Annotated in this window: 12 protein-coding genes and 2 pseudogenes; 8 read left to right on the top strand and 6 right to left on the bottom strand. The window is 43.9% G+C overall.

Annotation, left to right across the window (positions count from 1 at the left end; all coding sequences use genetic code 11):
- The first annotated feature begins 22 nt into the window (after positions 1-22).
- A complete protein-coding gene (gene proB / locus AB3F25_RS07575; protein ID WP_373603241.1) occupies positions 23-1,126 on the top strand; it encodes a glutamate 5-kinase in 1,104 nt (367 codons plus the stop codon).
- A gap of 169 nt (positions 1,127-1,295) precedes the next feature.
- Here the strand turns inward: proB and bamC are convergent, their stop codons facing one another.
- Both bamC and dapA read right to left on the bottom strand, forming a co-directional pair.
- Positions 1,296-2,300 carry an outer membrane protein assembly factor BamC gene (gene bamC, locus AB3F25_RS07570; RefSeq protein WP_373603240.1) on the bottom strand — a complete coding sequence of 335 codons (1,005 nt, stop codon included), beginning with the start codon at positions 2,298-2,300 and terminating at the stop codon, positions 1,296-1,298.
- A gap of 90 nt (positions 2,301-2,390) precedes the next feature.
- Entirely contained in the window at positions 2,391-3,287 is an 897-nt protein-coding gene (gene dapA / locus AB3F25_RS07565) for a 4-hydroxy-tetrahydrodipicolinate synthase (protein WP_373603239.1), read from the bottom strand.
- Positions 3,288-3,398: 111 nt separating this feature from the next.
- Here dapA and bcp point away from each other — a divergent pair, with 111 nt between their 5' ends.
- From bcp to AB3F25_RS07545, 4 genes are all read left to right on the top strand, one after another.
- The gene (gene bcp, locus AB3F25_RS07560) at positions 3,399-3,869 is read left to right on the top strand and encodes a thioredoxin-dependent thiol peroxidase (protein ID WP_373603238.1); all 471 of its coding nucleotides are present in this window, start codon (positions 3,399-3,401) and stop codon (positions 3,867-3,869) included.
- Positions 3,870-4,027: 158 nt separating this feature from the next.
- Positions 4,028-4,480 (top strand): TonB-system energizer ExbB, encoded by a 453-nt coding sequence (gene exbB, locus AB3F25_RS07555; RefSeq protein WP_373603237.1) that lies wholly within the window; start codon positions 4,028-4,030, stop codon positions 4,478-4,480.
- A gap of 2 nt (positions 4,481-4,482) precedes the next feature.
- On the top strand, positions 4,483-4,902 hold the full coding sequence (gene exbD / locus AB3F25_RS07550) for a TonB system transport protein ExbD (RefSeq protein WP_373603236.1): 420 nt from the start codon (positions 4,483-4,485) through the stop codon (positions 4,900-4,902).
- 8 nt (positions 4,903-4,910) lie between these two features.
- The gene (locus AB3F25_RS07545; RefSeq protein WP_373603235.1) at positions 4,911-5,678 is read left to right on the top strand and encodes an energy transducer TonB; all 768 of its coding nucleotides are present in this window, start codon (positions 4,911-4,913) and stop codon (positions 5,676-5,678) included.
- Positions 5,679-5,778: 100 nt separating this feature from the next.
- Here the strand turns inward: AB3F25_RS07545 and AB3F25_RS07540 are convergent, their stop codons facing one another.
- Positions 5,779-6,120, bottom strand: a complete 342-nt coding sequence (locus AB3F25_RS07540) for a helix-hairpin-helix domain-containing protein (protein WP_373603234.1) — start codon at positions 6,118-6,120, stop codon at positions 5,779-5,781.
- 178 nt (positions 6,121-6,298) lie between these two features.
- Here AB3F25_RS07540 and AB3F25_RS07535 point away from each other — a divergent pair, with 178 nt between their 5' ends.
- Positions 6,299-7,081, top strand: a complete 783-nt coding sequence (locus AB3F25_RS07535) for a helical backbone metal receptor (protein ID WP_373603233.1) — start codon at positions 6,299-6,301, stop codon at positions 7,079-7,081.
- Between the two features lie 25 nt (positions 7,082-7,106).
- Here AB3F25_RS07535 and hflX read toward each other — a convergent pair whose 3' ends face one another.
- The 3 genes from hflX to rluC all read right to left on the bottom strand — a co-directional run bounded on the left by hflX (position 7,107) and on the right by rluC (position 9,815).
- Positions 7,107-8,471, bottom strand: coding sequence for a ribosome rescue GTPase HflX (gene hflX / locus AB3F25_RS07530; RefSeq protein WP_373603232.1), 1,365 nt, complete (start codon positions 8,469-8,471; stop codon positions 7,107-7,109).
- A gap of 9 nt (positions 8,472-8,480) precedes the next feature.
- Complete coding sequence (gene hfq, locus AB3F25_RS07525) at positions 8,481-8,759, bottom strand: RNA chaperone Hfq (RefSeq protein ID WP_373603231.1); 279 nt, start codon at positions 8,757-8,759, stop codon at positions 8,481-8,483.
- 87 nt (positions 8,760-8,846) lie between these two features.
- On the bottom strand, positions 8,847-9,815 hold the full coding sequence (gene rluC, locus AB3F25_RS07520; RefSeq protein ID WP_373603230.1) for a 23S rRNA pseudouridine(955/2504/2580) synthase RluC: 969 nt from the start codon (positions 9,813-9,815) through the stop codon (positions 8,847-8,849).
- 401 nt (positions 9,816-10,216) lie between these two features.
- Between rluC and rne the strand changes: the two are divergent.
- Together rne and AB3F25_RS07510 are read left to right on the top strand one after the other, a co-directional pair.
- Positions 10,217-12,709: pseudogene (rne, locus tag AB3F25_RS07515) on the top strand (ribonuclease E); the annotation flags it as partial.
- 60 nt (positions 12,710-12,769) lie between these two features.
- A pseudogene (locus tag AB3F25_RS07510) lies at positions 12,770-13,000 on the top strand (polyhydroxyalkanoate depolymerase); the annotation flags it as partial.
- Between the last annotated feature and the right edge of the window lie 103 nt (positions 13,001-13,103).

Raw genomic sequence — 13,103 nt, 5'->3', positions numbered from 1 at the left:
AATAACGATAAGCGAGCTAAAAATGAATAAAAAAACGATTGTAGTGAAATTCGGCACCAGCACTTTAACTTTAGGATCGCCGAAATTAAATGCGCCGCACATGGTGGACATCGTGCGCCAAATTGCGCAACTGCATCAGCAAGGTTATCGCGTGCTGATCGTCACTTCCGGAGCGATTGCCGCCGGGCGTCATTACTTGAATCATCCGTCACTGCCGCCGACCATCGCCTCCAAGCAACTGCTCGCAGCGGTGGGACAAAGCCAGTTGATTCAAGCTTGGGAAAAATTGTTCGCGATTTATGATATTTACATCGGACAAATTTTGTTGACCCGCGCCGATATTGAAGATCGCGAACGTTTTTTGAATGCGCGCGACACCTTGCACGCATTGTTGGATAATCGAATTATTCCGGTGATTAACGAAAATGACGCCGTGGCGACGGCAGAAATTAAAGTGGGCGACAACGATAATTTATCCGCCTTGGTGGCTATTCTAGTGCAAGCCCAACAGCTTTATTTGCTGACGGATCAACAAGGGCTGTTTGATAGCGATCCGCGTAAGAATCCCGACGCGCAACTCATTCCCGTGGTGGAGCAAATTACCGAGCATATTCGCGCCATTGCGGGCGGCAGTGGCACCCACCTTGGCACGGGCGGCATGATGACGAAAATTATCGCGGCAGATGTGGCGACACGGTCCGGTGTAGAAACGATTATTGCTCCGGGCGCTCGTCCGAATGTGATTTTTGATCTTGCCCACGAGCACCGCATTGGAACCAAGTTTATCGCGCACCAATCAGATCGTCTGGAAAGTCGCAAACAATGGCTGTTTGCCGCGCCATGCGCCGGTGTGTTGACGATTGATGAGGGCGCGGAAAAAGCCATGCTTGAGCAAAATAAATCGCTGCTGCCAGCCGGTATCGTTACGGTGGAAGGCCGCTTTTCGCGCGGCGAAGTGGTGAAAATCCGCAATCCGGCGGGCAAAGACATTGCGCTTGGCATGCCGCGTTACAACAGTGATGCGTTGCTGTTAATCAAAGGTAAAAAGTCGCAAGATATCGAAGCGATTCTCGGCTACGAATACGGCGCCGTGGCGCTTCATCGCGATGACATGATTATTTTATAAACAAAAAAGATTAATGGTATTTTTTGCCCCATAGTTTAGTTGAACATTCAAAATAGCACCGCATTGGAAGCGTTCCAATGCGGTGCTATTTTTTAATCACAAAATCATGCTTTGATTCAATAAATCTTCGATAAACGCCGGCGTCTGTCGGTTCTGTCCGCCGCTGCTTTTATTGTGCAAGTAAAGTGCTTAATGCGCGATAAATCGCTCGGGCGGTTTCATCGGTAAGCGCATGCTCTTTTTCATCGCTGATTACCAGTGCGCTTTGTTTGCCAACGGCGGAGAGTTGCATAAAGTAAGTGCCTTTTTCTAAATCTGGTCGGGTTATGCCCAAACGCAACCATTCCTCATTATCTAATGGCGAATATTTAAGTTCGCGCTGCCCGCGTCCCGGCGTAGCAGATTGGGTTTCAAAGCCGATTTTTGGTAACGCATAACTTAATTTTTGCCAAGCTTGCGCGAAGGTTGCTTCCATGCTCAATGCAGTTTTGCCGTTGCTGTCAGTGATTAAAGTAGATTGAAATGGGCCGACGGTGGCGTTGCTCAAATCTTGTTGTTGCTTGTTATAGGCGTTGGTCAGCGCCGCTACGAAACGATTCAAACGATCGGCCGTATAGCGTTGTTTTTCCGTGATATCCGGCGTAAATAAAATGCCGTCGCGGCGCATTTGTGCTACTGAAACCGCTAACGCGCCGCTATCGCGTACGGATACCTGCTCCACTTGATAACGAATTTCGGTGTCGGCTTTATCGTCGGCGCGTCCGGTGCTATGCCAATCCGTCAGCAAAATCGCGCCATTGAGCGTGGAATCAATGCCTTCTTCTTTTAATAAACGTTGAATCTGTTGGAGGTTATAAAGAGAGGTTTGCTCCTCTGAATACACGATAAGTGCACGTTCGCCGTCAAATTGGGTTAGGGAATTTTTGATGATAGCCAGAGGAACGGACGGCGGGCGAATGTCGATGGTGGCGCTTTTTTTAATATCAACTTGTGGCAATTCGAAGGTATTGTCCGCTTTAGGCAAATTTACGCCGCCGCTGGCCAATGGAGAAAAATTGGGTACGGAGGCATCTGATTTCTGATAGGTGTCATTGGCATTTTGTTGTTTTTCGGGATCGCCGGAGCAAGCGCATAATAAATGGATGCTCGCTAATCCTAAAAGTAGTTTTTTCATGGAGAAATCCTTTAAATAAATAAAAAATGACTGCACTTTGACAGTCAATTTTCTAATTAATTTAGAGTCGAATATTCGACTCTGAGGGAATCAAAGCAAGCCGGCAGTTTTTAATGCTGCTTCGACTTTCGGTTGTGCGCTTTCGCTTAATACGGTGAGCGGCAAGCGTAGAAATGGTGATTTGATGAGGCCTAGACGATAAGCCGCCCATTTCACCGGAATCGGGTTGGATTCGACAAATAAATCATGGTGGAGCGCCATTAAACGGGCATTAATGGCTTCCGCTTTACTGAATTCGCCGGCGCGGGCTAAATGACAGATCTCCGCCATGTCTTTGGCTGCAAGATTATTGGTAACTGAAATTACGCCTTCTGCGCCGAGCTTCATTGCTTCCAAACCGGTCGCGTCATCGCCGCTTAATACGATGAAATCGTCGCCGGCTAATTTTTTAATTTCGGTTATGCGGCTGACGTCGCCGGTCGCTTCTTTAATACCGATGATATTTTTAATTTTCGCCAAACGTGCCACGGTTTCCGGTTTCATATCGCTGCCGGTACGTCCAGGTACGTTGTAAAGAATTTGGGGTAAGTCGGTACATTCGGCGATTGCTTTGAAGTGTTGATACATACCTTCTTGGGTTGGTTTGTTGTAGTAAGGTACGACTGAAAGACAACCCGCCACGCCGCTATCGCGCAATAGTTTGGTCATCATGATGGCTTCGCTGGTAGCATTCGCACCGGTGCCGGCGATAACCGGAATTCTGCCTTTGGCAAGTTCTACGGTTTTTTCAATTACTTTCACGTTTTCTTCAATACTCAGCGTTGCGGATTCGCCGGTGGTGCCAACGGAGACGATGGCATCAGTGCCGGCGTCGATATGATATTCAACCAGTTTTTCTAAAGTATCAAAATCAATGCAGCCGTGGCTATTCATCGGTGTAATTAAAGCTACGATGCTGCCGGAAAATAAGGAATTTTGCGTAGACATAGAACCTCCGTTTATGCGTTATGATTTTTATGTTTGAAAAGTATTCGTTAGGATCGCTAAAATAGCTCAAATTTGCAAATCATTTTTTATTTTGAAAATGGAGGATTTTCTATGAAAACATTACAAGCAGGCGATGCGGTGCCGCAATTTACATTAAACGACCAAAATAATCGACCTGTTTCATTAGCGCAATTTAAAGGTCGAAAAGTACTGATTTATTTTTATCCGAAAGCGCTTACGCCGGGTTGTACTACGCAGGCTTGTGGTTTACGTGATGCCAAAAACGAATTGGAAAAATTAGGCGTAGTAATTTTGGGTATCAGTCCGGACAGTCCTAAAAAATTGGCACAATTTGCCGACAAAAAAGATCTTAACTTCACTTTGTTGGCTGATGAAGATCATCAAGTGGCAGAACAATTCGGTGTATGGGGCGAGAAAAAATTTATGGGCAAAACTTATGACGGTATTCATCGTGTTAGCTTTTTGCTTGATGAGAGCGGTAAAATTCAGCATGTTTTCGATAAATTTAAAACCGGCGAGCATCATCAAGTAGTATTGGATTTTCTCCACCAACAGCTTTAAAAATTGGCCACGCTTTTTATTTTGAATCAAAGTGTGGTCGAAAATTGTTGTCTTATTAAATAATTCGTATTTACGGCATTCTATCCTTTTGCTAGAATTTCCCACCTAATTGAAACTAATTCTCAATTACTTTTCTATTTAAGATTAAGGATAAAACGATGCCTCAACTTTTTGAATTTCTTCAACAATATAGCGATTACATTATTATCGGACTTTTGCTTTTGATGAGCGTAATTATGCTTGCGATGGCCATTGAGCGTTTCATTTTTTTGAGCAAAATTAACGTCGGAAAATATTCCAATATTCATGCTTTGGACATCGATTTGAATCGCAATATGACGATTATTTCTACTGTCGGGGCAAATGCGCCTTATGTAGGGCTATTGGGGACGGTTATCGGGATTTTACTCACGTTCTACCAAATCGGTCAGGGCGGCGGTAATGTAGATGCCGGCGAAATTATGTTACATCTTTCTTTAGCCTTGAAGGCCACCGCATTGGGTATTTTAGTGGCGATTCCTTCTATGGTGTTTTATAACGGTTTAAACCGTAAAATTGAAGTGAACCGTTTGAAATGGAAAGTGCTAAATTCACAAAAAGATAAGGAATAGCCGTGAAAAAATTTGATGAAATCAATATTATTCCTTTTATCGACATCATGCTGGTATTGTTGGCGATTGTATTGGTTACCGCATCTTTTATCTCGCAAGGCAAAATTCAAGTAAATGTACCGAAAGCCAGTACAGCGGTGGCGTTTAAATCGGACGAATTAGCCAAATTGCTCACCGTAACAGCAAATGGCGAGCTGTATTTCAATGATAAAGCGATTTCTCAAGAAGCGTTGGAAGCGGAAATTAGTCAATGGAATAAAGATCAAAAAGTCACATTGAAAATTGATGCCGAAGCCAGTTTCCAGGATTTTGTCAGTATCACCGATTTGCTTGCGAAAAACGATATTAAAAATGTGGCTATCGTATCCATGAAGGATAAAGGTGGTAATGCGGGTTCTTCAAGCGCCCCGGCAGCCAAATAGGAAGAGTTATGCAACAAGCGAAACGTTCATCCTTGGGGTTGTTAATTTCCGTTCTCGTACACGGTGCGATTATCGGCGCCTTGCTGTGGAATTGGCACAAACCGAGCGATAGTGCGAATAACCATGCCGGTGAACTTTCCACCAGTATTTCGATGGAAATGTTACAAGGTATGCGCATCGAAGAGCCGGAACCTGCGCCTGAACCGTTGAAAGCCGAACCTGAACAACCAAAAGAAGAAGTAGTGGCCGATCCGACTAAAAAGCTGGAGCCTGAAAAGAAAAAAGAACCGGAGAAAAAAACGGAAGATAAGCCGAAACCACCTAAAGAAAAACCGAAGAAAGAGGTGAAACCCGTTGAGAAATCGACGAATTTACCGAAAAATTTACCGACAGGCGATAAAAACGTGAATTCATTGAATTCGGCTAATTCTAAAGCGACAACAACGGGAGCGACAAATACTAATGCAAATATGGCGGGAACGGATTCTAGTACCGATGAAATCGCTGCTTATAAAGCCGCCTTATATCGTGAAATTGAACGACGCAAAGAATATCCGCAACGTGCAAGAATGATGCGCAAACAAGGCGTTGTACATATTGCATTTAATGTGGGCAATGATGGTTCTTTAAGTGGCGAAAGCGTAATAAAATCGTCGGGTGACGAAAGTCTGGATAACGCCGCATTGAAGGCAGTGAGAAATGTCAAACCAATCGGTCCTAAACCGGCAGGACTCTCCGGTAGCATTTCGGTACCTATCCGGTTTAGTTTGCAATAAAGAAAAAAGCAGAGTTTTGGCTCTGCTTTTTGGTCATAAGAAATCCGCATGGCTAAATAATTAGTCAGCGGATTTTTTAGTTAATAACGTGATTTAAAATTTAAAAGGCCAAGCGATCGCGATTTTTTTCAAGCGTCGCTTTACCGATGCCTTGCACTTCAAGTAATTGTTCTGCTGTGGTGAAATTACCATGTTTCTCACGGTATTGTACGATAGCTTCCGCTTTTTTCGCCCCGATACCGGTTAATGCTTTTTGGATTTCACCTGCCGTTGCGGTATTAATATTGAGTTTATTGCCCATATCGGCGGTTTGTTGGGTTTCAGCGTTTGCGGTTTGTACCATAGCAACGGGTTCCGCCGCTTTTTCTGCCGCAAAAACACTGCCGTTAAATAATGCACTGCCAAGTACGTAAGCACTGATAAAGGTTTTGACTAATTTCATAGGGTATCCTTGTTAATGGTTAAAATGTTGATAGAATCAACGCCCGCTATTTTCCAATTTCCCTAAAAACCAACAATAAATCGACCTAACTTTTGCGATCCGATTCGCAAAAATAATCGGGTTGTCCGATAAAAATTATGATTTATACGATTGAAAAGTAATATTTTTATTAACCGATATGTTGAAAACACGCATATTTTCCATCGCATTTTTTCTTTCGCTTTCAGCGTCTGCGGAGCAATTCGTTTCACTTACTCTTTGTAGCGATCGTTTGTTGACAGAATTAGCGCGGCCCGAACAAATTTCCGCGCAATCGCTTTATTCCAAAAATCCGTTGATGATGTTGGATAAAGTAAACCGTGACAAACCTGCGCTTGAAGCTACACTTACGTCATTATTGCCCTATCTCGATAAAACATTATTAATTAATGAGACTTTTTATCCGCGACTAGCAGCCGATTTAAAAAAACTCGGTGCCAAAATTGTGCCGATTAACGATAGCCCGCAAACGCCTGAAGAATTATTTGCGCTGATATTGCAACTCGGTAAGCTGACGGGTAATGAAAGGCATGCGGAAGCTTTGATTGATAAATTAAAATCGCAACACTCTCGTTTAAATCTGTCGTCTAGCACCGATACGCTTATACTTTCCGATACAGGCCCCGTCGGCGATTTTCCACAATATTCTATTTTGCTTGATTTGCTCGGTTTAACACCCTTAAAAATGCCGCTTACGACACAAAATTTTTCATTGGAAAAGGTGCTGCTTGCAGAACCGAATGTGTTGATTGAAATCTCCGATCGGCAAAGTTATAACGAACAGGCGGAATTGTTGCACCATCCATTTTTGCAAAAGCTTTTTCAGAATCGGCCACATTTTCACATCCCGATGAAATACACTTATTGCTTCGATCATGGCGTGTGGATGGGGGCGGAGATGATTTATCATCAGCAGAAATAATTTATCTCGCCTCTGCGTGATATTTTTATTCGTTCGTTTGCGGACAGGGTGAAAAATAAACTGATTCCGGAAAGCGTTTGCACAACTTCAACCATTCCACCTTAGCAATTTGCACTTTTAAGATAAATTCTCCTTGCTCGGTGACTTGCTCGTTCAGCACCGCATTGAGCCGATACAGTGCATGGCGAAGTTTTCCTTGGTGTGGCAGAAGCGTGAGGGTCAATGAAAGCATCTCGTTTTTTAGCCGCGTTCTAATTGCCTCCAACAGTAAATTCGTGCCTTCGCCGCTATGTGCAGAAAGGTAAACCGCGACCGGTTTATGTTCATCATCGTATTCAATGTGCGGTTCCACGTTTTCCAATAAATCAATTTTGTTATATATCAATAAAGTCGGTACGTGGTTCGCGCCGATCTCATTTAGCACCGCATTGACGGCCTCAATATTTTCCCATTTCCGCACGTCGGTAGCATCAACCACATGCAATAAAAGGCTCGCTTCTACTGTTTCCTGCAAGGTGGATTTGAAGGCGGAAATCAGAGCGTGCGGCAGTTGACGTACAAAGCCCACGGTATCCGCAACAATCGTTGTGCCGACATCTTGAATTGATAGGCGGCGCAAGGTCGGATCAAGCGTGGCGAACAGTTGGTCGGCAGCGTAAACATCGGCTTGTGTGATAGCATTAAACAAAGTGGATTTGCCCGCATTGGTATAACCGACCAAAGAAACGGTGGGAATCTCCGCTTTTTGTCGAGTTTGGCGATTTTGACGGCGTTGTTTTTCCACTTTTGCTAAACGATTTTGCAACTGAGCAATGCGCACTTTAATTAAACGACGATCCGTTTCCAATTGGGTTTCACCGGGGCCGCGTAAACCTACCGCACCTTTTTGTTGATCCAAACCGGTTTTACGGCGCACGAGGCGCGCGGCTAAATGGTTGAGTTGCGCCAGTTCCACTTGTAATTTCCCTTCGTGCGAACGGGCGCGTTGGGCGAAAATATCTAAAATTACCCCGGTGCGATCCACCACGCGGCAACCGCATAAGTTTTCTAAATTGCGCGTTTGCGCAGGTGTAAGTAGGTGGTTTACCAGCACCGCATTGGCATTGTGTGTTTTCACTGCCGCGGCGATTTCTTTTGCTTTGCCTTCGCCTACGAAATATTTGGCGTGCGGCGCACGACGGCCGACGGTAATGATTTCTAACACAGCCGCTCCGGCAGAATCGGCAAGCAGAAGAAATTCTTGTAGTTCTTCGATATTTTGGTTTTGCGAAAAGTAAACCTGTACGACAATAACATTGTCGCATCGTGAATTGGTTTTGGAAGATAAAGAAAGTGCGGTTGAAATTTCCGTTAAATTTTCAACCGCACTTTTAATATATTGATTATTCATTCAAGAAGGTTATTCGGCTTGCGTTTCTCTTTCTTCTGCCACTTCCGCCGGCGTTGCAGCATGATGGTTACTGTTGTGGTGAGACACGGAACGCGCCGGTACTACGGTGGATATTGCGTGTTTGTAGACCATTTGATTTACAGTGTTTTTCAATAAAATCACGAATTGATCAAACGATTCGATTTGACCTTGTAATTTAATTCCGTTCACAAGATAAATCGATACAGGAATACGCTCGCGACGTAGCGCATTTAAATAAGGATCTTGTAAAGATTGTCCTTTTGCCATTTTGCTATCCTTTTGTCGTTATTATGAAAAGTTTGATAGAAACTTGTTGTCTCCGCGCTCAAATATAGCAACAAACGCCGAATTTGTCTATTTGCTTTCCCGTAACTTTTTCAACACCAATTTCATTTTGTCGTCAAGTGGCGCGTTAAAACGCAAAGTTTCAGCCGTTTTAGGATGCTCGAAACGAATAGAAAAAGCGTGTAAAAATAAGCGATTTAAACCGAGTTTCTGCATTTGTTCATCAAATTCCTTATCGCCGTATTTGTCATCTAACGCGATCGGATGTCCTGCATATTGAGTATGCACGCGGATTTGATGGGTGCGACCGGTTACCGGTGAGGCTTTTACCAAAGTAGCATTCGGATAACGTTCTTCAATTGAGAAACGGGTCTCCGAAGGCTTGCCTTGTTCGCTTACTCGCACGATTCGCTCGCCGCTGGAAAGCTCGTTTTTTAATAACGGCGCTTGAATCGCTTTTATATGCGATTGCCACTGCCCACGCACTAAGGCGAGATAATCTTTTTGTACGGTTTTTATGCGTAGTTGCTCATGTAAATTGCGCAATGCGGAACGTTTTTTGGCAATGAGTAAAATGCCTGAAGTATCGCGATCTAAACGATGCACAAGTTCCAAAAAATGCGCTTCAGGGCGCAGTGCACGCAAGGCTTCAATAACGCCGAAGTTTAATCCGCTGCCACCATGCACCGCGATGCCGGACGGCTTATTTAGCACGATTAAACAATCGTCTTCAAACAGGATTTGGTTTTCCAGTGCAGCCACTTTATTTAAGTTCTTGGAAACCTGCGTATCGTTTTGCTGCGCTACGCGTACCGGCGGTACACGCACCACATCGCCCGTTTGTAATTTATATTCCGGCTTAATTCGTCCTTTGTTTACCCGTACTTCGCCTTTACGCACAATGCGATAAATCAAGCTTTTTGGTACGCCTTTAAGTTTCGCCAACAAATAATTATCAATGCGTTGTCCGCTTTCGTCCTCACTAATGACCAGCGTTTTCACCACCGCATTGATAATTTTCTCTTTTTGTTCCGTCATGTTTTTCCCTTTTGAAAATGGGTACGAATCATATCATAAAAGCGTTTGGAGGATAATAATCGCCTTGCCAATTTACGGCTTTCCGTGGATAATAGAGCGTCTTTTTGCGCCTTAAATTCGGCGCTGAAAATTGACAAGATTTGTTGTTCAAAACTCAATGCGGCGTTCGGCATAAGACATTGATAATCAACAATTTTTCTTGAATCAAACCAGCCGCTTGCAACGCGTGTGGAATATCGTGTTGTTTTATAAAACGATTATTTATTGTTTACTAACGTTATCAATGCACCCAGCAACATACAATCGTGAGATTGACTGACGCGTGAAACACGAGGTCGATAACGAAGCAAAGTGCGGTTTATTTTCAAGGTATTTTTAAAATCTAAAAAAGAGAATTGACAATGAAAAGAATGTTAATCAATGCGACTCAAAAAGAAGAGTTGCGTGTGGCGCTTGTGGATGGACAACGCCTTTTTGACCTGGATATCGAAAGTCCGGGACACGAACAAAAAAAAGCCAATATCTACAAAGGGAAAATTACCCGCGTTGAACCAAGCCTTGAAGCGGCTTTTGTCGATTATGGCGCAGAACGTCACGGCTTTTTACCGTTAAAAGAAATTGCACGTGAATATTTCCCGGCGGACTATGTATTCCAAGGTCGCCCGAATATTCGCGATATTTTGAGCGAGGGCCAAGAGGTTATCGTTCAAGTGAATAAAGAAGAGCGCGGTAATAAAGGCGCTGCATTGACAACCTTTGTTTCCCTTGCGGGGAGTTATTTGGTGATTATGCCAAATAATCCGCGTGCCGGTGGTATTTCCCGTCGTATTGAAGGCGATGAGCGCACTGAATTAAAAGAAGCCTTAAGTTCTTTAGATGTGCCGGAAGGTGTGGGTTTAATCGTGCGTACTGCCGGTGTGGGTAAATCACCGGAAGAATTGCAATGGGATTTAAAAGTGCTATTGCATCATTGGGATGCGATTAAACAAGCCTCTCAAAGCCGTCCGGCGCCGTTTTTAATTCATCAAGAAAGTGATGTAATTGTGCGCGCAATTCGCGATTATTTGCGTCGCGACATCGGCGAAATCTTAATTGACAGCCCGAAAGTGTTTGAAAAAGCCAAAGAACATATCAAACTAGTGCGTCCTGATTTCATTAATCGCGTGAAACTTTACCAAGGCGAAGTACCGCTTTTCAGTCATTATCAAATTGAATCGCAAATCGAATCCGCCTTCCAACGTGAAGTGCGTTTGCCATCCGGCGGTTCCATTGTGATTGATGTGACCGAAGCCTTAACCGCCATTGATATCAACTCTGCGCGTTCGACTCGTGGCGGCGATATCGAAGAAACTGCCTTAAATACCAACCTTGAAGCGGCCGACGAAATCGCGCGTCAATTACGTTTGCGCGACTTAGGCGGTTTGGTGGTGATCGACTTTATTGATATGACGCCGGTTCGTCATCAACGTGAAGTAGAGAACCGCATTCGCGATGCGGTGCGCCAAGATCGTGCACGTATTCAAATCAGCCGTATCTCCCGTTTCGGTTTGCTGGAAATGTCGCGTCAACGTTTGAGTCCGTCTCTTGGAGAATCGTCACATCATATTTGTCCGCGTTGTCAAGGCACCGGTAAAGTGCGTGATAATGAATCCCTATCTTTATCCATTTTGCGTTTAATCGAAGAAGAGGCCTTAAAAGAAAACACCAAGCAAGTGCATACTATCGTGCCGGTGCAAATTGCTTCTTACTTATTGAATGAAAAACGTAAAGCTATCAGCAGCATTGAAAAACGTCATAATGTGGATGTCATCGTTGCGCCAAATGAGGCAATGGAAACACCGCATTTCAGCGTATTCCGTTTACGTGACGGCGAAGAAGTGAACGAATTAAGCTATAACTTGGCGAAAATTCATTGCTCAGAAGAGGATTCGACCGAGGAGTCCTTGGTTTCTCGTAATGTGGAAAGTCCGCTCGTTGTTGAACAACCGGCGGTAGAAAACGCGGCGGTTTCTCTTTCGATTTCTGAAGCCGCACCGACACCGACAGAACGCAAAATGAGCGAACCTTCTTTGTTGACAAAAATCATCGCGAGAATCAAAAGATTGTTCGTATCTGAATTGGTAGAAGAAAAGCCGCAAAATAACCGCAATAACCATAACAACCGTAATCAACGCCGTTCACCAGAACGCCGTAATGTATCGCGTCGTTCAAGAATAGAAAGTTCCGAAACGGAGAAATTTGAGGAAGAAAACCTTCGTCCGGTTCGCGAACACAACGTTCGTCGCTCACGTCGCAATATTGCAGACGAAAATTCGCTCGAAAGAAATACGACGGAAAGTTCGCTTAATTTTGTCGGGGCATCGGAAACTCAAACGGAAGGGAAATCTGAACAGGTTCTGCAACAACGTCGTCAGCGTCGCGATTTACGTAAACGTGTACGTATTGAAGATAATCTGCCAGAAGTACCAAAGGTTGAAACTACAGTTGAGCCTACAATAGTTGAACCAATTCAGTCTGAAGCAACGGAACAGCCACGTCAGGAACGTCAACGTCGTACGCCGCGCCATTTGCGCGTTTCGAATAATCAGCGTCGTCGCCGAGTTGAGCCTAAATCACCAATGCCGTTATTTGCTGCGGTGGCTTCACCGGAATTGGCGAGTGGTAAAGCCTGGATCGATTATTCGACGGTAAATACCTTGAAAGAAAATAATTTTCTATCGGTAGACGAATTGCTTGAGCAAGAGAAAATTAAAAAAGGATTTATTACACCGATAACAGACATTGTTGTTGAAGAAAAAACGGTAGATATAAAACCGGCTTTTGATTTCATTACTCAACCAGCAAACGAATCCGTACAGAAAAAGGTGCAAAAATCCTTAGAACGCCTTCATAGTGAGACATGTGGAGAAATTGAATCGACTGAAACCATTCAATCGGAGTCGGCTGAAAATAATGTGGGATTTGTCCGTCGTTATGAGTTTAATGGTCGCTTAGGTACGATTTCTTCAGTTATTCATACCAAAGCAGAAATGACGCTTGCCAAAGCGAGTGAAGAAGTCTCACGACCATTTCCGATAACGGAATGGCAAGAATCGCGTTATTATTTTTACGGTAAAGGCGCGGCGGGGCATCACAGTGCAATTAGCCACGTATATTCCGAACCTACTCGTGCGAGAGCGGAATAGTTGAAAGATCGGTGCGGTAACGTGCCGATTTTTTATTTTGAATTAAAAATAATCACTCAAGAAAAATATGCTGTTTTGTTCTTGACGAGATTTGTTAAAAAAC

The sequence above is a fragment of the Aggregatibacter sp. HMT-949 genome (assembly GCF_041734645.1).
Classification (GTDB): Bacteria; Pseudomonadota; Gammaproteobacteria; order Enterobacterales; family Pasteurellaceae; genus Rodentibacter.
The sequence above is the reverse complement of the archived record's forward strand: the minus strand, read 5'-3'. Positions and strand labels throughout refer to the sequence as shown.

Excerpts from the sequence above, each read along its gene's own strand:
- dapA (WP_373603239.1), bottom strand. The coding sequence starts at position 3,287 with ATGTCTACGCAAAATTCCTTATTTTCCGGCAGCATCGTAGCTTTAATT.
- AB3F25_RS07545 (WP_373603235.1), top strand. The coding sequence starts at position 4,911 with ATGCAACAAGCGAAACGTTCATCCTTGGGGTTGTTAATTTCCGTTCTC.
- AB3F25_RS07535 (WP_373603233.1), top strand. The coding sequence starts at position 6,299 with ATGTTGAAAACACGCATATTTTCCATCGCATTTTTTCTTTCGCTTTCA.
- hflX (WP_373603232.1), bottom strand. The coding sequence starts at position 8,471 with ATGAATAATCAATATATTAAAAGTGCGGTTGAAAATTTAACGGAAATT.
- proB (WP_373603241.1), top strand. The coding sequence starts at position 23 with ATGAATAAAAAAACGATTGTAGTGAAATTCGGCACCAGCACTTTAACT.
- exbB (WP_373603237.1), top strand. The coding sequence starts at position 4,028 with ATGCCTCAACTTTTTGAATTTCTTCAACAATATAGCGATTACATTATT.
- hfq (WP_373603231.1), bottom strand. The coding sequence starts at position 8,759 with ATGGCAAAAGGACAATCTTTACAAGATCCTTATTTAAATGCGCTACGT.
- bamC (WP_373603240.1), bottom strand. The coding sequence starts at position 2,300 with ATGAAAAAACTACTTTTAGGATTAGCGAGCATCCATTTATTATGCGCT.
- rluC (WP_373603230.1), bottom strand. The coding sequence starts at position 9,815 with ATGACGGAACAAAAAGAGAAAATTATCAATGCGGTGGTGAAAACGCTG.
- bcp (WP_373603238.1), top strand. The coding sequence starts at position 3,399 with ATGAAAACATTACAAGCAGGCGATGCGGTGCCGCAATTTACATTAAAC.
- AB3F25_RS07540 (WP_373603234.1), bottom strand. The coding sequence starts at position 6,120 with ATGAAATTAGTCAAAACCTTTATCAGTGCTTACGTACTTGGCAGTGCA.